Consider the following 20990-nt stretch of genomic DNA (forward strand, 5'->3'; position numbering starts at 1 on the left):
CCCGTGTGGCCGTTCCCACTCCTCCCCCCAAGGAGTGCACCGACGTGCCGACACACTCCCCAACCCTGCTTCTGCGACGCCTGTCCTCCGCGGTCACGACGCTGGCGCTCGTCGTGCTGCTCGCACTGGCCGGCGGCCTCCTCACCGCTCCCGCCGCCCACGCCGCCGTACACGGCCCCGACCCCACCGACGCGCTGCTGGAGGCGTCGCGCGGGCCGTACGCGACCGCGCAGGTCGACGTGTCGTCGCTGCTCGTGAGCGGTTTCGGCGGCGGGACCATCTACTATCCGACCACCACGTCCGAGGGGACGTTCGGCGGCGTGGCCATCGCCCCCGGTTACACGGCCGACAAGTCGAGCCTCGCGTGGCTGGCCGCCCGGCTCGCCTCGCACGGCTTCGTGGTGTTCAACATCGACACGCTGACCCGGCTCGACCAGCCCGACAGCCGGGGCAGGCAGCTGCTCGCGGCCCTCGACTACCTGACTGAGCGCAGCTCGGTCCGCGGCCGGGTGGACGCGAGCAGGCTCGGCGTGATGGGCCACTCGATGGGCGGCGGCGGCACGCTGGAGGCCGTGGACGACCGGCCGTCGCTGCGGGCCGCGGTGCCGCTGACGCCGTGGAACCTCGACAAGACCTGGCCGGGCGTGCAGACCCCGACGCTGATCATCGGCGCGGACAACGACACGGTCGCGCCGGTCTCCTCGCACGCGGTGCCCTTCTACACCAGCCTGCCGTCGTCGCTCGACAAGGCATATCTGGAACTGAACAACGCCACCCACTTCGCGCCGAACACGACCAACACCACCATCGGCAAGTACGCGGTGGCCTGGATGAAGCGGTTCGTGGACGACGACACCCGCTATGACCGGTTCCTCTGCCCGGGCCCGAGCCGTGGTCTGACCGTGGAGGAATACCGCAGCACCTGCCCGTTCTGACACACTCCGTGACGGCGGCCACCCCCTGGCGGCCGCCGTCACGCATATCACTCGTGTGCTTTGAGCTGGTCGTCCAGCGTCCATATGCCGATGTCGACACCGGCTACCCGTTGCCTGTACATCTCCCGCTCGGTCAGAATGCACAGGTCGCCCAGGCCGAGCCCGCTCATGGCGTGGTCGGCCAGTTCGATCCCCGTACCGCCTCCTCCAAGGAGTTCGCGCAGAAAAGGCTCTCCCCATTCGACCGTGTGCAGCACCCACGGTGCCTCACCTCTGATGACGAGACCGAGGAGGGCGTGGAGTTTCTGCGCCCTATCACGCCGGTCGTGTCCGTTGCCGAGCTGCGCGATGTGATTGCCGGTCTCGATGACCGCGGTTACGGGCAGGATGAGATCACATTGTCGGCTCTTCAGTCGTAGTTCGTCCCTGATCTCCCGCAGATGCTGGTTCTTGCCTGGTATATCGAGGAGATTGCAGAGGATCGACGTATCCACGAATTCTACGCGCCGAGCCATGATCACCTAAGCCCCATGAGACGGTCGAACTCTGAGAAATCGCTACGTCGCTCCTCGTTCAGCAATCCCGCTGTGACGACGGACCCAAGATCGCCTTGCGCCATCAGCCGGGGATACCCGTCCAGTTCGGGTAGCGGTGTGAGCGTCGACTCCTGCGTCTCCGGGTCCCGGGAACAGACGATGACGGACCTGTGGTCCTCGGCGGACAGCCCCGACAGCAAGGCTGGACTGTGCGTGGTGAAAAGCACCTGTGCACCATCGTCCTTGACCGCCCTGCGTACGAGTTCGAGCGCTTTGCCCGCCTGTGAGGGATGAAGGCCGTTTTCCAGCTCCTCGATCACCACGGTCACAGGGCGTTCGTGGTCCGGCATGCCACTCAGATCCACGTGCCGGCCACGAGTGATCAACGTGGTCGCGATGGCCATGAAGCGCAGAAGACCATCACTCATCTCCCGGGCGGGGGTGACGGCCCGGCCTTCGCGAAGTGCGAGCATGACGTCGTTCAGTTCAGACCGGATGACCTCGATGCCCGTCACTTCATGTTCCACGAGATCCCGAACGAGTTCGACCAATTGCGCGAACTGCTCAGGGTCGCGCTCCTCCATCTGTCCGATCACGGCCGAGAGGTTTTCGCCGGTACGCCGCAGTCGTACGTCACGCCCTGGCACGTACTGCCGCATCAGGTGAGGCACGGGGTCGAGATGGAAGGCGCCCTGAAGCGCTTGGATCAAATCCTTGGCCGCCTGGACGACATGTCGTTCCGTCTCGGTGTCCTGGGCCAGCCGGAGCGGAAGCTGCGTCGTCAGCAGCCGGGTCGCACGGAAGGGTGCCACTCGGCCCCGTCCTCGGGTTCCCCGGTACCAGGTGGCGTCGATGCTCCCGCTCCCAGGCTCCGGATCACGGGTCGTGAGCAGCTTGTGCCAGATTTTGGAGGAGGGGTCCTTTGTATTGCGTGGTTTGCCGGACACTCCCGACAGCGTCTCGCTGATGATCTCGGGTTCCGGCCGCACCTGCACGGTAACGTCGAGATCAATGAGGGCATAGCCGTTGAGGGCCCGCTCAGGCGACACAACCGTGCAGCCGAGACGGAAGCGGTCGGTTCCATGCGGGGGACAGCCTTCGATTCCTCCCCGAAGCGGTCCCTCGTCGCCTCGGCGGCTGTCGAGGGCCTCCACGAGGTCGGCGCCTGTTGCCAGCCGAGAAAGCACTTCCAGTCCGTCCAGAGCGTTGGACTTGCCACTGCTGTTGCGCCCGATGAGCACGGTCATGTCGCCCAACTGCATGACCGAAGAACTGCGGAATGACTTGAACTCGGTCAGGCGGAGTTGCGCCAGGCGCGGTCTCATGTGTCCCACCGTAGCGAGAAGGCGGCCCCCGGAGGCATCGTCTGGCGGAGCGGGCCACGATCAAGCTCACGGAAACTTCGCCGTTCCTCGCAGTGCTCCTCACAGCGACTTAGGACTTACTCGTCTAGCTAGTCGTCGCCGGTCAGGGAGAGGGAGCGCAGGCGCTGACCGGTCCAGACGACCGCGCCGATCGTGACGATGACCATCGCCGGTACGGCGAAGCCGAGCGTCACCTCGGTGGAGAAGAAGGGCGAGGAGGAGACCTGGTCGGCGAGCGACTGGGCCCACTGCTGGATGGAGAACTTCCGGGCGCCGGGCACGTAGCCGCCGACCACGCCCTCCCACACCAGGGCGTAGATGACGCCGACCGCGACCGCGTGGCGGGTGAGGACGCCCAGCAGCAGGAACACCGCGGCGTACGCGACCCCGCCGAACAGCGCCCCGAGCGTGAAGCCGGTCGCGACGCCCGACTCCGAGCCGACCAGGAGATAGGCGGAGGCGTAGGTCGAGACGGCCGCGAGCACCGCGACGAGGGAGGCCGCGACCACGAACTTCGTCACCGCGATCACCGGGCGCGAGATCGGCTTGGCCAGCAGGTGGATGATCGTGCCGTCCTCGATCTCCGGTGCGATCACGCCCGTCCCGGCGATCAGCCCGAGCAGCGGCAGCATCGTGCCGATCGCGAAGCTCTTCATCAGCAGCACGGCCGTCTGCTCGTCCTGGCCGTTCACCAGCCTGAGCAGCGCGGCGAGCGCGACCAGCGCCACCGGCAGCAGGACCAGCAGCCAGATCCGCTTGCGCCCGAGCATGGCCCGGTAGGTGATGTCCGCCACCACCGTGTTCATCGAGAGCTCCCGGAGATGAGGTAGGAGAAGACGCTTTCCAGGTCCTCGTCGGTGGGGGAGACCTGCCACAGGTGCACGGCGAGGTCGCGCGCCATCCGCGGCAGCAGCGCGGTGAAGCGCGCGTAGTCGGTCACCTGGACCTCGACGCCCTGCTCGGTCAGCGAGACCGCGCTGGAGGAGGCGTCGGCGATGAGCGCGGCGGCCAGGCGCCGGTCGTCGCTCGACCTGACCCGGAACAGGTGCGGCCGGTCGGCCATGCGGCGCCGGATCTCGCGGTAGTCGCCCGACGCGGCGTGCCGCCCCGCGACCAGGACCTCGATGTGGTGGGCCACCCGCTCGACCTCTTCGAGGATGTGCGAGCTGAACAGGATCGTCCGGCCCTCCTCGCCCATGCGGCGCACGAGGTCCATGAGGTGGAGCCGCTGCCGGGGGTCCATGCCGTTGAACGGCTCGTCCAGCAGCAGCACCTGGGGGTCGTGGACGAGGGCGGCGGCGACCTTGACACGCTGCCGCATGCCCTTGGAGTAGGTCTCGACGCGGCGGCCGGCGGCGTCCGTCATCTCCACCAGGTCGAGGGCCCGTTTGGCCGCGTCGCCGGGCGAGGGCAGGCCGTGCAGCCGGGCCGACGACAGCACGAACTGCCATCCGGTGAGGAAGCCGTAGACGGCCTCCTTCTCGGGCACCAGGCCGATCCGCCGGTAGATCTCGTGGTTGTGCCAGATGCGCCCGCCGTCGAGGGTCGCCGTGCCGCTGGACGGCGCGAGGAACCCGGCCATCATGTGCAGCAGCGTCGACTTGCCCGCGCCGTTCGGCCCGAGCAGGCCGGTGACGCCGGGCCCGATGGTCATCGTGACGTCGTTGACCGCCACGACGTTGCCATACCAGCGGGACACCTGGGCGAGTTCGAGCACGCCCTGGCGGGTGGTCACGGGAGAGGAAGTGGTGGTCACGACGCCGCCTTCCGGTAGCGCAGGAGAACGCCCGTCACGGCCACGGCGATCACGGCCAGCAGGATCAGGCACGACGCGATGCCGGGCGGAGCCGACTCCGTGTTGACGGGCGCGGTGCCGAACATGGCCGACTGTGCGTAGTCGACGAGGAAGAACGGGTTGAGCAGCAGGGCCCACCCGGCGAGATCGTCGCGTCCCGACGAGATCAGCACGCCGGTGAAGATCCCGGAGACGGCGGCGGTGAACATGTAGAACGCGATCACCACCGCGACGCCGAGCCCGCGGCGCGGGGTGAACGACGCCAGGGCGATGCCCACGGACGACAGCAGCACCGCGTGGAGAACCGCGCCGCCCAGCGCGCCGAGATAGTCGGCGGTGTGCGGCGGCCCGGGCAGGTCGACCAGCAGCTCGCCGACGAACTGGATGGTGAGCGGCACGGCCAGCAGCCCGAACAGCGCGACCGCCAGCGCGGACAGCTTCGCCAGGACGTAGTCGGTCACGGTCAGCGGGCGGGACAGATACAGCGGCAGCACGCGGAAGCGCAGGTCCGGCGCGACCAGGTACGGCGACTGGGCGGCGAGGAAGACCGCGATGACCGGCTGCATGAAGACCGCGTAGTTCGGATAGGGCATGATGAACTGCTTGGCGAGCGCCATCACGCCGATCGACACCACGGTCGGCATCAGCATGATCGCGGCCAGCAGCAGCGGCATGATCTTGGCGCGGGCCGTGCGGCCGAGCCCGAACACGCCGCGCAGGCTCTGCACGCCGAGGGCGAGCGTCGCCCTGCCGCGTCCCAGCCGCACGCCGTCGTAGTGGCGGTATCCGATGTCGTGGATGACCGCGGTCGGCTCTGTCGTCATGCCACCGGCTCCTTGAACACATCCTCGATGCGGCCCCGGCGCTGCTCCAGCCGCAGGAGGCTGAGGCCGAGGTCGCAGACGGCGTCGCGTACGGCGTCGTAGGTGCGGCCGGGGTCGTCCGCGGCCACCTGGACCGTGAGCAGCCTGCCCTGGGTGACGACCGTCTCGCCGCCGGCGGTCAGCCGCTCGGCCAGCCGCTGCCGCCCCTCCTCGACCTCCACCGCGATGGTCTGCTCGGCCCGGGTGAACTCCCGGATCGCCGAGGAGCGCAGCAGCCGCCCGCCGTCGATCACGATGACGTGGTCGCACACCCGTTCAAGCTCGCCGAGCAGGTGGGAGGTGACCAGCACGCTGATGCCGAACTCGGTGCCGATGCGCCGGATCAGCGCGAGCATCTCGTCGCGGCCCTGCGGGTCGAGCCCGTTGGTGGGCTCGTCGAGGAAGACCAGCTTCGGGTCGTGGACGAGGGCCTGGGCGAGCTTGACCCGCTGCCGCATGCCCGTGGAGTAGCCGCCCATCGGGCGGTAGCGCTCCTCGTCCAGCCCCACGTGGCGCAGGGTGTCGGCGGCGCGCTCGCGGGCGGCCGTACGCGGCAGCCCGGACATCTGGGCCATGTGCACCACGAACTCGGTCGCGGACATGTCCGGCGGCAGGCAGTCGTGCTCGGGCATGTAGCCGACGGCACGCCGGATCTCCAGGCCCTGGGTGGCCGTGTCGTAGCCGAGCACCGAGGCACGCCCGGAGGTCGGAGGAAGCAGGCCGAGCAGGATCTTGATCAGCGTCGACTTGCCCGCGCCGTTGGCGCCCACCAGGCCGGTCACGCCGGTGCCGGCGGCGACCGTGAGGTCGTCGAGCGCCGTGACGCGGGGGAAACGCTTGGTCAGCCCCTCGGTCGCGAAGCATGGAGTCGCGCTCGCTGTCATGATCCGACCCTACTGGGCTGGGCGTTCGCCGGGCCTCCGCCTGATGGAGGAACCCGCCTACGCCTCAGGTATGCCTTTCACGCCCTCCTGAAGACCGCAAGACCGCCGCCATACCGGGACCCGGCTCAGGTTCTGCGCAGCCGCACCCGTCTGACGGAGTGGTCGGGGCCCTTGTGCAGGATCAGGCCGGCCCGGCGGCGGGTGGGGGCGATGTTCTCCACCAGGTTGCGTTCGTTGATGTCCCGCCACACGTTCTCGGCGAACGTGGTCGCCTCCTCGCGAGACAGCGCCGCGATGTGCCGGAAGTAGGACTTCGGGTCGGCGAAGGCCGTGCGGCGCAGCTTGTGGAAGCGCTCCACATACCAGGTGCGGATGTCCTCCATCCGGGCGTCCACGTAGATGGAGAAGTCGAAGTAGTCGTAGACCGCCAGGGCGTCCGGCGGCGCGGGCTGCAGGACATTGAGCCCCTCGACGATGAGGATGTCCGGCCGGTCCACCCTCTGCGCCGCGCCGGGCACGATGTCGTACTCCAGGTGGCTGTAGACAGGCGCCTCCACCGCGTGGCGGCCCGCCTTCACGTCGGCCACGAAGCTCACCAGCGCCCGCCGGTCGTAGCTCTCCGGGAAGCCCTTGCGGTGCATGATCCCGCGCTCTTCCAGGACCTTGTTGGGGTAGAGGAAGCTGTCGGTGGTGATCAGGTCGACCCGGGGGTGCTCGGGCCAGCGGGCGAGCAGCGCGTGCAGCAGGCGCGCCGTGGTCGACTTGCCGACCGCGACGCTGCCCGCGATGCCCAGCACGTACGGCGGGGGCGCGTCCTGCTCGCCGAGGAACGCGCCGACGGCCGCGCCGCGCTGCCGCGAACCGGTGAAGTGCAGGTTCAGCAGCCGGGTCAGCGGCAGGTAGATGTCGGTGACCTCGGACAGGTCGATCGGGTCGTGGACGCCGCGCAGTTCTTCCAGCTCGGCCTCTGTGAGCGTGAGCGGTGTGTTCTTGCGCAGGTCACGCCACTGCTCCCGGCTCAGCTCGACGTACGCGTCCCCATCTGCCACGACGGCAAGCGTAGCCATGGCCGTCGCCCGCGCCCATCGGGGGTCGTGCACAGCCTGTGGACAGAAATCGATGGATTACTCCGGCGCGCGATGGGGAACGACAACAGGCCCGTACGCTGGCGGTGTGATCGTGGGCATCGGGGTGGACGTGGTCGAGGTGGCGCGCCTGGGCGCGGCCCTTGAGCGCACGCCCGCATTGCGGGAGCGCCTGTTCACCGATGCCGAGGGAGCGCTGCCGCTGGAGTCGCTGGCCGCGCGGTTCGCCGCGAAGGAGGCCGTGGCCAAGGCCCTCGGGGTGCCGCCGGGCCTGCGGCACCTCGACGCGGAGATCGTGCGCGGCGGACAGGGCAGGCCCGAGCTGCGGATCACGGGCCGGGCCGCCGAGGTGGCCCGCGACCTCGGCGTACGCAGATGGCACGTCTCGCTGTCGCACGACGGCGGCATGGCGGTCGCCTACGTCGTCGCCGAGTCCTGAGCCCACGCCCTTACAGAGCGGCACGCCCGGCCGCGCCGGAAAGACCGCCGTCCGCGCCGCAGCGGCGCCTTGCCGCCGATGCGGGCGGCCGGTGATCGCCATCGCCGACCCGGCAGGCTACCGTCGGACGCATGCGGACCGCATACACCTCCGACCAGATCCGCTCCGCCGAGCGCGCGCTGATGGCGAGGCTCCCCGAGGGAACGCTGATGGGCAGGGCCGCCGCGGGGCTCGCCGCGGTCTGCGCGCACCTGCTCACCGGATCCTGCGGCCGGGTGTACGGCTCCCGCGTGGCGCTGCTGATCGGCAGCGGCGACAACGGCGGGGACGCCCTGTACGCCGGAGCCCGGCTGGCCCGCAGGGGAGCGCGGGTGGAGGCGATCCTCGCGGGCTCGCGCACCCACGAGGGCGGCCTGGCCGCGTTGCGGCAGGCGGGCGGCCGGGCGCACCCGTACGACGCCGCGCGGGCGCGTGAGCTGCTGGCCCGCGCCGACCTCGTGATGGACGGCCTCGTCGGCATCGGGGGCAGCGGGGCGCTGCGGGAGCCGTACGCGACGCTCGCGGAGCTGGCCGGGGCGACCGGCGGCCTGGTCGTCGCGGTCGACGTGCCGAGCGGGGTGGACGCGAGCAGCGGGCACGTGGAGGGACCGGCGGTGCGCGCGCACCTGACGGTCACGTTCGGCGCGTACAAGGCCGGCCTGCTGATCGATCCCGGGGCCGCCCACGTGGGCGCGGTCGAACTGGTGGACATCGGCTTGGGGCCCTTCCTGCCGGACCCCGAGGTGACCGCGCTGACCGCCGACGACGTCGCCGACCTGCTGCCCCGCCCGGACGTGGAGAGCGACAAATACCGGCGGGGCGTCGTCGGGATCGCCGCGGGCAGCGACAGATATACCGGGGCCGCCGTGCTCTCGGTCGGCGGCGCGGTGCGCGCCGGCGCGGGGATGGTCCGCTTCGCCAGCTCGGCCGAGCCGGTGCGGCTGGTCAGGATCCGCTGGCCGGAGGCCGTCACGACCGTGCTCGACCCGTCGCTTGTGCTGAAGAGCTCGCTCGACGAGGTCGGGCGGGTGCAGGCGTGGGTGCTCGGCCCCGGGCTCGGGACGGGCCCGGAGGCGCACGCGGTGGCCCGCGCGGTGCTGTCCAGCGGGGTGCCCGTGCTGGTGGACGCCGACGGGCTGACGCTGGTCGCCAAGGACCGCTCGCTGCTGCGCCGGGCCGCCCCGACCGTGCTCACGCCGCACGCGGGGGAGCTGTCGCGGCTGCTCGGCGTGCCGCGTGAGCGCATCGAGGCCGAGCGGCTCGAACACGTGCGCAGGGCCGCCGCCGAGCTGGGGGCGACGATGCTGCTCAAGGGCAGGACCACGCTCGTCGCCGAGGAGCACAGGCCCGTGCGGGTCAACACCACGGGGACGCCCTGGCTGGCGACGGGCGGCACGGGCGACGTCCTGTCGGGCATCGCGGGCGCCCTGCTCGCCGCCGGGCTGACGGGCTACGACGCGGTCTCGTGCGCGGCCTACGTCCACGGGCTGGCGGCGCGGGTCGCCTCGGGCGGCGGCGTCGCGGCGGGCCCCGGACAGGCGCCGATCGCCGCGCTCGACGTCGCCGAGGCGCTGCCCGAGGCACTGCGCACGCTGTGACGTGCGGTGTCAGGGTGGGCGCATTCACCCGGGTCCACCTGACACACTGGAAAAATGAGCTTCTCAACGGTGCACTCCGCCACCCCGGCCGAGGCGCGCGTCGACCTGTCCGCCATCGCGCGCAACGTGCGGCTGCTCGCGGAGTCGGCCGCCGGCGCCGAGATGATGGCCGTCGTCAAGGCCGACGCGTACGGCCACGGCGCGGCTCCGGTGGCCAAGGCGTGCCTGGAGGCGGGCGCGAGCCGGCTCGGCACGGCCCTCGTCCGCGAGGCGCTGGCGCTGCGCGAGGCGGGAGTCACCGCGCCGATCCTGTCGTGGCTCATCACCCCCGGCGAGCCGCTGGACGCCGCGCTGCTCGCCGACGTCGAGCTGTCGGCCGGGGCGACGTGGGTCGTGGACGAGATCGTCGAGGCCGCCCGGCGCACCGGGCGCACCGCCCGCGTGCACCTGAAGGCCGACACCGGCAACTCCCGCGGCGGCGCGACGCCGGCGGACTGGTCGTCGCTGGTCGAGCACGCGCTCGCCGCGCGGGCGAGCGGGGCCATAGAGATCGCGGGGCTGTGGTCGCACTTCGCCTGCGCGGACATCCCGGGTCACCCCTCTATCGAGGACCAGCTCGCGACGTTCGAGGAGGCGCTCGCCGTCGCCGACAAGGCGGGGGTGCCGAGCGACGCGATCCGTCACTTCGCCAACTCGGCGGCGACCGTCACACTGCCGCAGGCCAGGTATGACATGGTCCGTACGGGCATCGCCGTCTATGGCCTGAGCCCGATCCCCGAGCTCGGCGACTTCGGGCTGCGCCCGGCCATGACGCTGACGGCCAGGCTCGCGCAGGTCAAGCGGGCCGCCCCGGGCTCGGGCGTGTCGTACGGGCACCTCTACGTCACCGAGCGTGAGACCACGCTTGGCCTCGTCCCTCTCGGGTATGCGGACGGCATCCTGCGAAATGGGACCAACCGGGCGGAGGTGCTGGCAGCGGGCCGGCGGCGGCGCATCGCCGGGCGCGTGTGCATGGACCAGTTCGTCATCGACCTGGGTGACGATCCTGCGGAATCGGGGGACGAGGTGATCCTTTTTGGTCCCGGGGACAATGGTGAGCCAACTTGTCAGGAATGGGCGGATTCCCTGGGCACGATTACCCATGAGATCGTGACGAGGATCGGATCCCGCGTGCCTCGTGTCCATACGGACGGACGCTGAGCCGCGGCTGCGAGGAGGGCAGGCATGAGCACACGTCGCAAGGTCGGGATCGCCGGAGCGGTCTTCGGTGCGGCGTCCGCGGGAGTGGCGGCGGCCACGCTCGCCAAGAGGTACGCCGTCGGCCGCATCCGTCTGCGGCCGGACCTGGAGGCGAGTGAGCCCTTCGGCGAGCTGCGCGGACGTTCGGTGACGCTCGAGACCTCGGACGGCGTGCAGATCCATGCCGAGATCGACGGCGTGCAGGACGCGCCGCTGACCGTGGTGCTGTGCCACGGCTACTGCCTGTCGTCGGACTCCTGGCACTACCAGCGGCGCGACCTGCGCGACTCCTACCGGCTCGTGCTGTGGGACCAGCGCTGCCACGGCCACTCCGCCCGCGCGATGGCCAGCGACTGCACGATCGAGCGCCTCGGCGAGGACCTCGCGCTGGTGCTGGACGAGCTCGTCCCCGGGCCATGCGTGGTGGTGGGCCACTCCATGGGCGGCATGACGGTCATGGCGCTGGCGGAGCGGCGGCCCGAGTTGTTCGGCGACAAGATCCGCGGCGTCTCGCTGGTGGCGACCTCGGCGGGCAAGCTCGCCGAGATCACCCTGGGCCTGCCCGCCCTGGTCTCCAAGCTCGTCAACCTCGCGGTGCCGCCGGCCGTGTCGATCATGCGCAGGAGCGGCGCGCTGGTCGACCGGGGCCGCGAGGCCGGCACCGACCTGTCCTTCCTGGCGCTGCGCCACCTCGGGTTCGGCGATTCCAAGAACGTCAGCCCCACCGTCGTGGACTTCGTCGAGTCGATGATCAGGGCGACCCCCTCCGAGGTGATCGCGGACTTCTATCCGGCGCTGATGACGCACGACAAGCTCACCGCGCTCGACGTGCTCAACAAGGTGCCGACCGCGATCATCGTGGGCGACCGCGACTGGCTGACGCCGCTCGACCACAGCAAGGCGATCGCGGCGGCCGTGCCGACCGCGCAGCTCACCATCGTGCCGGAGACGTCGCACCTCGTTCAGCTCGAACGGCCCGACGCCGTGAACGAGGCGCTCCGCGAGCTGCTGAAGCGAGCCGAGAGGGGGAACACGTGACGACGGCCGAGTTCCGGGCCACGACCGCCGAGGAGACGCGGGCGCTGGGCGCGCGGCTGGCCGGGCTGCTCGCCCCCGGAGACCTGGTCGTGCTGAGCGGGCCACTGGGCGCGGGGAAGACGACCCTGGTGCAGGGCCTCGCGGAGGGCCTGAAGGTGCGCGGGCCGATCACGTCCCCCACGTTCGTGATCGCCCGGGTCCACCCGTCCCTGTCCGGCGGGCCGGCGCTCGTGCACGTGGACGCCTACCGGCTGGGCGGCACGCTGGAGGTGGACGACCTCGACCTCGACGCGTCGCTTGAGGAGTCGGTGACCGTGGTCGAGTGGGGCGAGGGCCTGGTCGAGGGCCTGTCCGAGGACCGCCTGGATGTCCAGATCGATCGGGGCGCCGAAGGCGAGGAGCGCCGCGTACGGGTGACCGGCGTGGGCCCGCGCTGGTCCGATCTCTCCCTCGTCTGACCACCACGCCGTCTGACCACCACGCCGTCCGATCCCCCTGATCGCCCATCGCCTGAGCACCCAGCCGCCCCGGGCCGGATAAGCCGGATAAAGGCCGCAACCCGGACTCTGACGTGCGACAAGGACCTGCGGGGACAAGCCGGACGTCGTCCGTACGCGATCCAGACCGGCCGGCCGCACAGTCCTTGACGCCTGTCCGCGTTCCTGAGGATCATCGGGGCAAGGAAGATCCCCGGTCATGAGTCGGCAAGGATTTTCTGGGTAAGGGACCGGCGTGGAAGAGGTGTGCCGTTGAGCAGGATCACGCAGGTCGCCGTCGGGGGAGCCTTACTGTTCGGCGCGCTTGGCTGCACCGCGTCGGCCGAGACGGTCTCCACCGATCCCACGACGACGCAGACCTCGGCCCAGTCGACGCCGCTCGTCTCGATCTCCCGCCAGGACGTGCGGGTGGAGGTCGATCCGAAGCGGATCGTCGGCGGGTCGACCAAGAGCATCCACATCACCGCCAGGTGCCCGCTGCCCCAGGGCGGCACGGCATATCGGGCGACCGCCCGCTCCGACGCCTTCACCGGGCTCGTCACGCTCGTCGCCCCGGCGTCGGCCACTCCGGCGGCCACCGTGCCGATGGTGCGCGGCAGCGCGACCATCAGGGCCGGGGCCAAGGCGGGCGGCTACCGCGTGCAGGTGCGCTGCGAGGCCACCAACGACATCGGCAGCGCGTCGTTCCGGATCGTCGCGCCGGAGCCGGACCGCACCCAGGACCACACGAGGATTCCCACCCGGGCGCCGCACGCGGGCGGCGGCGGCACGGCGGCCGGGGGCCCCGAAGACGAGTCCGGCCTGCCGATGGGCGTGACCGTCGTCGTGCTGCTGGCCGCGCTCGGCGTCGGCATCGGCGTGGCCCGCAGGCGCTCCGGGGCCTGACCTTGGCGCTGTCCACCCGGGGGGTGATCATCGCCGGGGTGGTCACCGGGCTCGCGTTCGCCGCCGTCGCGGGCGGCAAGGGGATGACGGACCGGCCCGCCGCCAAATCCTCCGTCGTACCCAAGCGGATCGACATCCCGGCGCTGCGCCTCAAGGCCCCCCTGATGAAGCTCGGCCTGTCCGACGAGGGCGACGTCGAACTGCCGCCGTTCGACAAGCCGTCCACCGCGGGCTGGTACACGGGAAGCGCCGTGCCGGGCGACCCCGGCGCCTCCGTGATCATCGGCCACGTGGACACCAAGACCGCGCCCGCCGTCTTCTACCGGCTGCGCGACCTGCGCCGGGGAGAGGTCGTCAAGGTGGTGCGCAGCGACGGCAGGACCGCCTCCTATCGGGTCGAGTCGGTGGAGCGCGTGCCGAAGGACGACTTCCCGGCCGAGCGCGTCTACACCGAAGACGGCCTGCGCCTGATCACCTGCGGCGGCGCCTTCGACTGGTCGCGGCACGAATACCGCGACAACGTCATCGTCTACGCCTCCCTGATCCGCGACGCCTGAAGCCCGCCTGATCGCCGGCGGCAGCCGTACGGCCGGGACCGTGGCGGCGGTGAGGACCGGGCGGCGGGGGCCGGTCCCTGGCGTGGCCGTCCGCCTCCGCACAGCGACTACGCTTGACCTTCGTGCTTGTTCTGGCCTTCGACACCGCCACTCCCGCCGTCACCGTCGCGCTGCACGACGGCGTCCGCGTGGTGGCGGAGTCGACCACGATCGACGCGCGGCGGCACGGGGAGCTCCTCGCACCCGCCGTCGAGCACGTCCTGCGCGAGTCCGGCGCGACGCTCAAGGACGTCACCGCCATCGTCGCCGGGACCGGCCCCGGGCCGTACACCGGGCTGCGGGTCGGCCTGATGACCGCGACGGCGCTGGCCATGGCCGCCGGGGTGCCGGCGTTCGGGATGTGCACGCTCGACGCCCTCGCGTACGCCGCGCGGGAGAGCGGTCCGTTCCTCGTCGCGACCGACGCGCGCCGCAAGGAGGTCTTCTGGGCCCGGTACGGCGACCCGCGCACGCGGCTCGACGGGCCGCGCGTGGACCGGCCGCACGACCTGCCCGGGGAACTGCCGGTGATCGGCGCGGGCGGCGCCATGTATGCCGACGTGATCGGCCCCGACCGGGTGCGCGGCCCCGAACACCCCTCGGCGGGCGCGCTCGCTGCCCTGGCGGCCGAACATCTCGCGACGCTGAGCGAGGAGGAGGCGGCGGAGCTCGCCCGGGTGCCCGAGGGCCGCGTGGACTCGGTCGAGAAGGCGCGGGAGCTGGCCGTGCTCGGCCCGCCCCGGCCCATCTACCTGCGGCGTCCCGACGCGCAGGTGCCCGGGGCGCCGAAGCGGGTGACGGCGTGATCCGCCACGGAGGCACGCCATGAGGCAGACCGAGGTCGTGCTGCGCCGGATGACCCACGATGATCTGCCCGCCGTGATGCACATCGAGCGGACCACGTTTCCCGCGGACGCCTGGAGCGAGGCCATGATGCGCGGCGAGCTGGCCGACCAGCCGCGCACCCGGCACTACGTCGTCGCCGAGGTGGGCGACCGCGTCGTGGGGTACGCCGGTCTGGCGGCGGCGGGCGACCAGGCCGACGTCCAGACGATCGCGGTCCTCGCCGATCACCGGCGCGCCGGCGTCGGGACCGCGCTGTTGAACGAGCTGCTCACCGAGGCCGCCCGCCGCGGCGCGGTCTCGGTGTTCCTGGAGGTCCGCGCCGACAACCCGGCCGCGCAGGCGATGTACGAGCGGTTCGGTTTCCGGCGGCTGGGCCTGCGACGGCGCTACTACGAAGACGGCACCGACGCCATCACCATGGTGAAGGACCTCGGGCCACGAGACGGAGATCTGGGGGGCGGGGCATGAGCCGCACAGGCGAGGAGGCGGCATGAGCAGGCATGACGAGCCGATCGTGCTGGGGATCGAGACGTCCTGCGACGAGACGGGCATAGGCATCGTCCGCGGCCACACGCTGCTGGCCAACACCGTCGCCTCCAGCATGGACGAGCACGCCCGCTTCGGCGGCGTCGTGCCCGAGGTGGCCTCGCGGGCTCACCTGGAGGCGATGACGCCCACGGTCGAGGGCGCGCTGGCCGCCGCCGGGCTGCGCTTCTCCGACATCGACGCTGTCGCCGTCACCGCGGGCCCCGGGCTCGCGGGTGCGCTGCTCGTCGGCGTGGCCGCCGCCAAGGCGTACGCGCTGGGGCTCGGCGTCCCGCTCTACGGGGTCAACCATCTCGCCGCGCACGTCGCCGTGGACCAGCTGGAGCACGGCCCGCTGCCCAAGCCCTCGGTCGCGCTGCTGGTCTCGGGAGGGCACTCCTCGCTGCTCCTGGTGCCCGACGTGGCCCAGGACGTGATCTCGCTCGGGTCGACCGTGGACGACGCGGCCGGGGAGGCGTTCGACAAGGTGGCGCGGGTGCTCGGGCTGCCCTTCCCCGGCGGGCCGCACATCGACCGGGCCGCCCGCGAGGGCTCGGGCACGGCGGTGGCGTTCCCGCGCGGCAAGTACGACGACGGCACCCTCGACTTCTCCTTCTCTGGCCTGAAGACGGCCGTGGCGCGGTGGGTCGAGGCCCGCGAGGCGGCGGGCGAGACGGTGCCCGTGGCCGACGTCGCCGCGTCGTTCCAGGAGGCGGTCGTGGACGTGCTCACCCGCAAGGCGCTGCAGGCGTGCGCCCGCTATGACGTGAAGGACCTGCTGATCGGGGGCGGCGTGGCCGCCAACTCCCGGCTGCGTGCCATGGCCCAGGAGCGCTGCGACGCGGCCGGGGTGCGCCTGCGGGTGCCGCGGCCCGGCCTGTGCACCGACAACGGCGCGATGGTGGCGGCGCTCGGGGCGAACCTGGTGGCGGCGGGCGTCCAGCCCTCCACCCTGGACATCCCGGCGGACTCCTCGCTCCCGATCACCGTCGTCAACGTCTGACCGCCGCGCTTCGCCTCGGCGGTTCAGTCGGCGTGGCCGCGGGCGGGGCGCAGGAGGACCTCGGCGAGGGCCAGCATGGTCTCCTCCAGGGCGGCGAGCCGCCGGGCCACGTCGCCCCGCGCCGGTTCCATGGCGCGGGTGACCGCGTCCGAGACGGTCTCGGCGATCTGTTCGCGGTCGGGCCTGCTGCGCACCGCGTCCGCGAGGGGCACGACGGCCCCCGCCGCCAGGGTGAGGTCGGCGTTCATGCCCGCGATGGTGGTGCTCATCTCGTCCACGCCGGCGGCGACGTCCCCGACGCCCGCGCCCAGCGCGGCCACCCTGGCGTCCATGCCCTCGACGGCGTGACCGAGACCGGCCACGGTGCCGCGCAGCTCCCCGATGCCGAGGTCGGCGGGCAGGTTTCCGACGCGCTCGCCGACCGCCTCGACCCCGCTCTCCACCGCGTCGATCCGGCCGCCGACCGAGTCGAGCCGTTCGACCACGACGGCCTCGAGCCGTTCGGTGCGCTCGGTGAGCGCGGCCAGGGTCTTGTCGATCCGGGTGAACCGCCCGGCGGCGGCCTCCATGCTTCCCTGGAACTTGCCGAGCCGGTGCGAGACGTCCGCCATCCGCTCGGCGAGGCTCTGGGTCCGGCCGCCGACCTCGTCCACGTGGTCGCGCAGCAGTTCCATGTGCTGGGCCAGCCCCTCCGCCCACGTGGGCGGCCGGACCGTCATGTCGTCGAGCCGCTGGCTGATCGCTTCGAGCGCGACGCCGAGGCCGCCCAGCTCACGCTCGCGCACCTCGCGCAGGAGCCACTCCATGCCTTCCAGCCGCTGGCGGATCTCGTCGAGCACGGCGCCCTGCGTCCTCTGCTCGTAGACGTGGTCCTGGGCCGCCCGGGCGAGCAGCTCACGCATCCGGTCGGAGATGGCGGTCTGGCTGCCCGCCTGGAGGAGGTTGTGGCTGGAATGCTCCACCGAGAATGCTCCTTCACTCGCCGAAACGTCGGTTCGGCCCGTCTCGCGCAGATGAACGAACAGGCGGCACGCCCGACGGCCAACTTTAGGCCCTGACCCGCGGCCATCAGGCGTGGAATGAGAAAGGCGGTAATTGCCGGTGAATTGTCGCGGTTTTACCCGTCCGTGCTGGTAGCGGGCCTGCAGAGCAGGGCGAACGGCCTTTCTTCGATGCGGGTGAGCACGATCACGCAGGAATTGTCACCGGAAAGCCGAAGATCCTTGCGCAGCCGTTCGACGTCGACGGCGGACCCGCGCTTCTTGATGGTGACCACGCCGACGCGCCGCTCGCGCAGCGCCGCTCTCAGCCGCTTGAGCGAGAACGGCATGACGTCGGTCACCTCGTAGCAGGGCGCCCATTCCGTCCGTACGAGCCGGTCGCCGGTGATGTAGGCGATCCGGGGATCGAGCAGACGGCCGGACACGAGGGCCGCCACCTCGGCGACCAGATGGGCCCGCACCGCGGCGCCGTCGGGCTCGTAGAGATAGCGGCTCACCGGCCCGGTCTCCGCCTCCGCGCCGGACGCAGTGAGCGTGGCTCCGGACGGCAGCAGGGTGGCGCGGCGCCCGCCCGGTCCCAGGCCGGTCCAGATCGCCGCCTCCTTCACCTCGCCGCGGTAGGACACCCACTCGGCCTCGGCGCCCTCCGGGATGAACTCGTACGGGATGCCGGGGGCCACCTTCAGGCAGGCCGCCGGGGCGCGGGCCACCAGGTCGAGCACGACCGGCCACGTGGGGGAGTAGGCCATCGGGTCGAAGGTCCGACCCCTCGCCCCTCTTCTGGCGGGATCGGCGAACAGCAGGCCGTATCCGCGGGGGTCGGCCAGCGCGGCGTCGCCCGTGCGGACATCGACCAGGGCCGACAGGCCGAGCGCCGCCGCGTTGGCGCGGGCGATCTCCACGGTCAGCGGGTCGAGGTCCACGGCGTGCACCGGGCAGCCCGCCCTCGCCAGCGCGAGCAGGTCGCCGCCGATCCCGGAGCAGACGTCCAGCACGGCGGGGCCGCCCTCCGGCCCTCCGCCGGCCCGGATCCCGTCGGCCCGGATCCCGTCGGCCCGGATCCCGGCGGCGCGGATTCTCGTGGCGCGGTGTGCGGCGACCTCGGGACGGGTGGCCTGCTCCAGCCCATGAGGGGTGAAGTACATGACGGCGGCGTCGGGCCCGAACTTCGCCTCGGCCCGCCGCCGCAGCGACGCCTGGGTGAGCGCCGCCGCCGTCAGGTCGGCCGGGTGGCTCCGGCGCATCGCGCTCGCGGCGGCCACGGGATCGGCGCCGTCGGCGAGTATCTTCACGGCCTCGTCGAGGGCCCCGCGCCCGGCGGGCGTGAGCAGCGTGCGGAAGGAGTCCAGGTCCACGCTCGCGACGCTACCGCCTGCGGGTCGCGCACGTCGGCCGGAGGCTCTGCCCTGTGGACAACCCGGCGGCGGCGACCACGGAGGCGGCGACCATGGAGGCGATTACCACGGAGGCGGCGGCCACGGAGGCGGCGACCATGGAGGCGGCGGCCACGGAGGCGGCGACCACGCTCCGGGCCGGTCAGCGGGAGCCGACGTCGCCGAGCGAGGCGAGCAGCTTGCAGAGCAGCCCCGACAGCCGCTCCCGGTCCTCGCCCGTGAGGCCGGAGAGCATCCGCTCCTCGTTGGCCACGTGACCCTCCAGCAGGGCGTCGACCACCGTGCGGCCCTCGTCGGTGAGGGTGATCAGGACCATGCGGCGGTTGGACGGCGCGACCTCCCGGTGGACCAGGCCCCGGGCGACGAGGCGGTCCACCCGGTTGGTGAGCGCCGCGGAGCTGACCATGGCGGCGGTGGCGAGATCGCTCATGCAGAGCCGGTGATCGGGGTTGGCGCGGCGGAGCGTCGCGAGCACGTCGAACTCCCACGGTTCGAGGTCGTGCCCGGCGAAATACTCCTTGATGCCCTTTTCGAGCAGGCGGGACGCGCGAGAGATCCGCCCGGCCACTCCCATCGCCGAGCAGTCGACGTCCGGGCGCACCCGGGCCCACTGGCCGAGGATCTGGTCGACGGCGTCGTTGCGGGGAGCGGGATCGCCGACGGTGCCGTTCGCGAGGGTGCCGTTCGCGAGGGTGCCGTTCGCGAGGGTGCCGTTCGCGAGGGTGTCGTTCCCGGGGGTCTCGTTCGTGAGGGTGTCGTTCATAGCGCGCGCGGTCTGGGTTCTCCTCGCCGCTCCTCCTCCGCCACCCATCGTAACCGACATTTCGACGTTGAAATGTCTGCCGAATCTGCGCTACCTTCTGCATCGAACAGTCAAATGTCGAAGTGTTAGAGGTGGAAAGATGAAGGTCCTGGTGCTGGGCGCGACGGGGTACATCGGTTCGGTGCTGGCGGAGCGCCTCGCCGAGCGCGGCCACGAGGTGGTCGCGCTCGTCCGGCCGAAGGCCCACGACACCGCCGTTCCGGGCGAGGTGCGCCATGGCGACCTGTACGAACCCGAGACCCTCAAGAGCGCGGTGACGCCGGACATCGACGTCGTCGTACACGCCGCCAACCCCACCGGGGACGAGCAGGTGGACGTCGCGGCGGTCGAGGCGCTGGCCGGAGGGGGCGCCCGGCTCGTCTACACCAGCGGCGTCTGGGTGCTCGGCGCCACCACCGAGGCGGCGGGCGAGGACGCGCCGGTGAACCCCATCACCCCTTCCCGCTATCGCCCACGGGTGGAGCGGCTCGTGCTCGACGCGGGCGGCGTCGTCGTCAGGCCCGGCATCGTGTACGGCCGGGGCGCCGGCATCCCCACCGTGCTCACCGCCCCCGGGCAGGAGGACGGCCGGTATGTCCACGCGGGCGGCCCGGTGCCGACCTGGGCGACCGTGCACGTCGACGACCTGGCGGACCTGCTCGTGCTCGCGATCGAGAAGGCGGCGCCGGGGAGCCTCTTCCACGCCGTCGCCGAGGAGGCGGTGAGCGTCGCCGACGTGGCGGCGGCCGCGGGCCGTACGGGGAGGGCCGTGCCGTGGCCGATCGACGAGGCGGGCGAGGTGCTCGGGCGTCCCTTCGCCGAGGGGCTGGCCCTGAGCCAGGTGGTGAGCGGCGACCTCGCCAGGAAGGTCCTCGGCTGGCGGCCGAGCCGCCCCGGCATTGTCGAGGACGTCCGGTCCGGCTCGTACGCCTCCCGCGCCTGACCGTTTCCGCAACCTGGCCCCGCGATCTGGCCCCGCGCCCCGGCCCCGCCGCCTGGCCCGCTGTCTGTCCCCGCGGGAGGCGCCGGTCCGCCGGAAGGGGTGGCGGTGACGCCGGCGCGGCGGACGGCTCAACGCACAACCTCGGGCGTGTTGCCGCCGGACGCGTCTGACCTGCGATGCCGGTTCGTGTTGACTGTCACGCGCCACTTGCATACTGTTTCGTGTTGGCACTCTGCCATTGAGAGTGCCAACAGCGACGAGACAGGTCTGACACCCGCGACGGCAGGCCGCTGGTCGCCTCTTCAGCTCATTCATCGCAATCTGAAGGGGAGGTCCGATCGTGACGACCGCCACCAAGGTTCCCGTTAAGCCGCTTGGCGACCGCATCGTGGTCCAGCCGCTTGAGGCCGAGCAGACCACCGCCTCCGGCCTGGTCATCCCGGACACCGCCAAGGAGAAGCCGCAGGAGGGCCGTGTCCTCGCTGTGGGCCCGGGCAACTGGGACGAGGACGGCGAGAAGCGCATCCCGCTCGACGTCAAGGAGGGCGACGTCGTCCTCTACAGCAAGTACGGCGGCACCGAGGTCAAGTACGGCGGCGAGGAGTACCTGGTGCTCTCGGCCCGCGACGTGCTCGCCATCATCGAGAAGTAGGCCGCGCCGGCTTGTGGAGCCCCGGGACCAT

General features: G+C 71.7%; 24 protein-coding genes. 13 read left to right on the plus strand and 11 right to left on the minus strand.

Annotated features, from left to right (window positions below; translation table 11 throughout):
* Positions 1-44: 44 nt before the first annotated feature.
* Positions 45-935 carry an alpha/beta hydrolase family protein gene (locus tag FLX08_RS01750; protein ID WP_142616407.1) on the plus strand — a complete coding sequence of 297 codons (891 nt, stop codon included), beginning with the start codon at positions 45-47 and terminating at the stop codon, positions 933-935.
* 47 nt (positions 936-982) lie between these two features.
* Here the strand turns inward: FLX08_RS01750 and FLX08_RS01755 are convergent, their stop codons facing one another.
* The 7 genes from FLX08_RS01755 to coaA all read right to left on the minus strand — a co-directional run bounded on the left by FLX08_RS01755 (position 983) and on the right by coaA (position 7444).
* Complete coding sequence (locus tag FLX08_RS01755) at positions 983-1429, minus strand: hypothetical protein (RefSeq protein ID WP_244312200.1); 447 nt, start codon at positions 1427-1429, stop codon at positions 983-985.
* 23 nt (positions 1430-1452) lie between these two features.
* A complete protein-coding gene (locus FLX08_RS01760) occupies positions 1453-2796 on the minus strand; it encodes an AAA family ATPase (RefSeq protein WP_142616408.1) in 1344 nt (447 codons plus the stop codon).
* Between the two features lie 128 nt (positions 2797-2924).
* Positions 2925-3641 carry an ABC transporter permease gene (locus tag FLX08_RS01765; protein WP_142616409.1) on the minus strand — a complete coding sequence of 239 codons (717 nt, stop codon included), beginning with the start codon at positions 3639-3641 and terminating at the stop codon, positions 2925-2927.
* Entirely contained in the window at positions 3638-4591 is a 954-nt protein-coding gene (locus tag FLX08_RS01770) for an ABC transporter ATP-binding protein (RefSeq protein ID WP_244312201.1), read from the minus strand. Before FLX08_RS01770 ends, FLX08_RS01765 begins: the two co-directional genes overlap by 4 nt.
* A complete protein-coding gene (locus FLX08_RS01775) occupies positions 4588-5454 on the minus strand; it encodes an ABC transporter permease (RefSeq protein ID WP_142616410.1) in 867 nt (288 codons plus the stop codon). Before FLX08_RS01775 ends, FLX08_RS01770 begins: the two co-directional genes overlap by 4 nt.
* The gene (locus FLX08_RS01780) at positions 5451-6377 is read right to left on the minus strand and encodes an ABC transporter ATP-binding protein (protein ID WP_142616411.1); all 927 of its coding nucleotides are present in this window, start codon (positions 6375-6377) and stop codon (positions 5451-5453) included. The genes FLX08_RS01775 and FLX08_RS01780 overlap by 4 nt, the downstream gene beginning before the upstream one ends.
* 125 nt (positions 6378-6502) lie before the next feature.
* Positions 6503-7444, minus strand: coding sequence for a type I pantothenate kinase (gene coaA, locus FLX08_RS01785; protein WP_142616412.1), 942 nt, complete (start codon positions 7442-7444; stop codon positions 6503-6505).
* A gap of 106 nt (positions 7445-7550) precedes the next feature.
* On the opposite strand from coaA, the gene FLX08_RS01790 reads away from it, so the two are divergent.
* The 10 genes from FLX08_RS01790 (at position 7551) to tsaD (ending at position 16167) form a co-directional block, all read left to right on the plus strand.
* Positions 7551-7901: a holo-ACP synthase gene (locus tag FLX08_RS01790; protein WP_142616413.1), complete on the plus strand. Its 351-nt coding sequence runs from the start codon at positions 7551-7553 to the stop codon at positions 7899-7901.
* Between the two features lie 131 nt (positions 7902-8032).
* Complete coding sequence (locus FLX08_RS01795; RefSeq protein ID WP_142616414.1) at positions 8033-9538, plus strand: NAD(P)H-hydrate dehydratase; 1506 nt, start codon at positions 8033-8035, stop codon at positions 9536-9538.
* A 54-nt stretch (positions 9539-9592) separates the two neighbouring features.
* Positions 9593-10738: an alanine racemase gene (gene alr / locus FLX08_RS01800; protein ID WP_142616415.1), complete on the plus strand. Its 1146-nt coding sequence runs from the start codon at positions 9593-9595 to the stop codon at positions 10736-10738.
* 24 nt (positions 10739-10762) lie between these two features.
* Positions 10763-11815, plus strand: a complete 1053-nt coding sequence (locus tag FLX08_RS01805; protein ID WP_142616416.1) for an alpha/beta fold hydrolase — start codon at positions 10763-10765, stop codon at positions 11813-11815.
* Positions 11812-12273: a tRNA (adenosine(37)-N6)-threonylcarbamoyltransferase complex ATPase subunit type 1 TsaE gene (gene tsaE / locus FLX08_RS01810; RefSeq protein ID WP_142616417.1), complete on the plus strand. Its 462-nt coding sequence runs from the start codon at positions 11812-11814 to the stop codon at positions 12271-12273. Before FLX08_RS01805 ends, tsaE begins: the two co-directional genes overlap by 4 nt.
* 291 nt (positions 12274-12564) lie before the next feature.
* Complete coding sequence (locus FLX08_RS01815; protein ID WP_142616418.1) at positions 12565-13197, plus strand: hypothetical protein; 633 nt, start codon at positions 12565-12567, stop codon at positions 13195-13197.
* 2 nt (positions 13198-13199) lie between these two features.
* Positions 13200-13754 (plus strand): class F sortase, encoded by a 555-nt coding sequence (locus FLX08_RS01820; protein WP_142616419.1) that lies wholly within the window; start codon positions 13200-13202, stop codon positions 13752-13754.
* A 122-nt stretch (positions 13755-13876) separates the two neighbouring features.
* Entirely contained in the window at positions 13877-14599 is a 723-nt protein-coding gene (gene tsaB / locus FLX08_RS01825; protein ID WP_142616420.1) for a tRNA (adenosine(37)-N6)-threonylcarbamoyltransferase complex dimerization subunit type 1 TsaB, read from the plus strand.
* A gap of 19 nt (positions 14600-14618) precedes the next feature.
* On the plus strand, positions 14619-15107 hold the full coding sequence (rimI, locus tag FLX08_RS01830; RefSeq protein ID WP_244312203.1) for a ribosomal protein S18-alanine N-acetyltransferase: 489 nt from the start codon (positions 14619-14621) through the stop codon (positions 15105-15107).
* A 22-nt stretch (positions 15108-15129) separates the two neighbouring features.
* Entirely contained in the window at positions 15130-16167 is a 1038-nt protein-coding gene (gene tsaD / locus FLX08_RS01835; RefSeq protein ID WP_142616421.1) for a tRNA (adenosine(37)-N6)-threonylcarbamoyltransferase complex transferase subunit TsaD, read from the plus strand.
* Positions 16168-16190: 23 nt separating this feature from the next.
* Here tsaD and FLX08_RS40330 read toward each other — a convergent pair whose 3' ends face one another.
* The 4 genes from FLX08_RS40330 to FLX08_RS01850 all read right to left on the minus strand — a co-directional run bounded on the left by FLX08_RS40330 (position 16191) and on the right by FLX08_RS01850 (position 19325).
* The gene (locus FLX08_RS40330) at positions 16191-17129 is read right to left on the minus strand and encodes a hypothetical protein (RefSeq protein WP_167530241.1); all 939 of its coding nucleotides are present in this window, start codon (positions 17127-17129) and stop codon (positions 16191-16193) included.
* Positions 17130-17284: 155 nt separating this feature from the next.
* Complete coding sequence (locus FLX08_RS01845) at positions 17285-18523, minus strand: class I SAM-dependent methyltransferase (protein ID WP_142616422.1); 1239 nt, start codon at positions 18521-18523, stop codon at positions 17285-17287.
* A 10-nt stretch (positions 18524-18533) separates the two neighbouring features.
* Positions 18534-18692 carry a hypothetical protein gene (locus tag FLX08_RS40335; protein WP_167530242.1) on the minus strand — a complete coding sequence of 53 codons (159 nt, stop codon included), beginning with the start codon at positions 18690-18692 and terminating at the stop codon, positions 18534-18536.
* Between the two features lie 12 nt (positions 18693-18704).
* Positions 18705-19325 (minus strand): MarR family winged helix-turn-helix transcriptional regulator, encoded by a 621-nt coding sequence (locus tag FLX08_RS01850; protein ID WP_142616423.1) that lies wholly within the window; start codon positions 19323-19325, stop codon positions 18705-18707.
* Positions 19326-19464: 139 nt separating this feature from the next.
* On the opposite strand from FLX08_RS01850, the gene FLX08_RS01855 reads away from it, so the two are divergent.
* Complete coding sequence (locus FLX08_RS01855; protein WP_142616424.1) at positions 19465-20307, plus strand: NAD-dependent epimerase/dehydratase family protein; 843 nt, start codon at positions 19465-19467, stop codon at positions 20305-20307.
* Between the two features lie 340 nt (positions 20308-20647).
* Positions 20648-20959: a co-chaperone GroES gene (groES, locus tag FLX08_RS01860; RefSeq protein ID WP_030508383.1), complete on the plus strand. Its 312-nt coding sequence runs from the start codon at positions 20648-20650 to the stop codon at positions 20957-20959.
* Positions 20960-20990: the final 31 nt, after the last annotated feature.

The organism is Microbispora hainanensis (assembly GCF_006874475.1).
Taxonomy (GTDB): Bacteria; Actinomycetota; Actinomycetes; order Streptosporangiales; family Streptosporangiaceae; genus Microbispora; species Microbispora hainanensis.